Source organism: Vibrio sp. 10N.222.48.A3, assembly GCF_041475345.1.
In the GTDB taxonomy this organism is placed as follows: Bacteria; Pseudomonadota; Gammaproteobacteria; order Enterobacterales; family Vibrionaceae; genus Vibrio; species Vibrio tasmaniensis_A.
In genome coordinates this window covers 1-1,192 of record NZ_JBFRVX010001416.1, presented here as the reverse complement: position 1 = coordinate 1,192, position 1,192 = coordinate 1, and the positions used below count along the sequence as shown (strand labels likewise).

The 1,192-nt window shown below is 44.0% G+C and carries 1 protein-coding gene; it reads right to left on the bottom strand.

Annotated features, from left to right (window positions below; translation table 11 throughout):
• Positions 1–44 precede the first annotated feature (44 nt).
• Positions 45–1,192 (bottom strand): sigma-54 interaction domain-containing protein (locus AB4653_RS26810; protein WP_372105748.1); only part of this gene is annotated, 1,148 nt, incomplete at its 5' end.

Sequence of the window (1,192 nt, the reverse complement as noted above, 5' to 3'; positions counted from 1 at the left end):
ATGCTAAAGTGTGTACTAGTTTTCGTTTTCATCGAAAATAGGCACTAACGCTGCAAGTTATATTTACGCATTTTTTCGACCAGAGTGGTTCTGCGCATTCCAAGCATGTCAGCAGCGCGAGCAACAATACCGCCCTGAGCCTCCAACGCTTGATTGATCATATTCACTTCCATATCAGCGAGTAGTTCTTTCAAGTTAACCCCTTCAGCGGGTAAATCTTGAGGTGCGTTCGCATTGTCAGCAAGCTCATCGTGCTGCTCAAAACTGAAGTCTTCTGAGAACAAGTCAGAAAGAGCATCTCGCTCTTGCTCTTCCTCTGATGCAAAATTATTAAACTCTGGCTGAAACTCTGGGATATCACTGTATCTATATTTAGTTGGTAGATGATTCACATCAACCAAGCTATTTGGATATAAAATAACCATTCGCTCAACTAAATTAGCTAACTCACGTACGTTGCCCGGCCAGCAATGCTCCATCAAAGAGTTGATGGCACGGGGAGTAAAACAGATTGGCATGCCACCTTCAGCTTCCATTCTGGTCATCAACTCCTGAAGCAATAGGGGAACATCTTCTTTTCGCTCCTGAAGCGATGGCATTTCAATTGGGAAAACGTTCAAGCGATAGTAAAGGTCTTCACGGAACAAATCATCTTCGATCATATTTTCAAGATTGCGGTGTGTTGCCGCAATCACTCGAACATCAGCTTGAATGGTACTATTGCCACCTACACGTTCAAAACTGCGTTCTTGTAAAACACGAAGCAACTTAACTTGCATCGCCATTGGCATATCACCAATTTCATCAAGAAACAGTGTACCACCTTCAGCCAACTCAAAACGGCCTTTACGTGCGGTAATTGCACCAGTAAACGCGCCCTTCTCATGACCAAACAGTTCACTTTCGAGCAAGTCTGGCGGTATAGCGCCACAGTTTACGGGAACGAAAGGTCCTGAACGACGTTTAGAATGATAGTGAACATTACGTGCTACAACTTCTTTGCCCGTGCCTGACTCACCAAGAATCAATACGTTTGCTTCAGTAGAAGAGACTTGTTCAATCAAGTGACGAACTTCTTGGATACCAACACTCTGCCCAACTAGACTACGAAAAAGCGTATTCTTACGCGCTGAAGGTACAATTTGAACGCCTTTACGGCCTAAGAAGTCTTTACAGTGTCTTAGTGCATCAC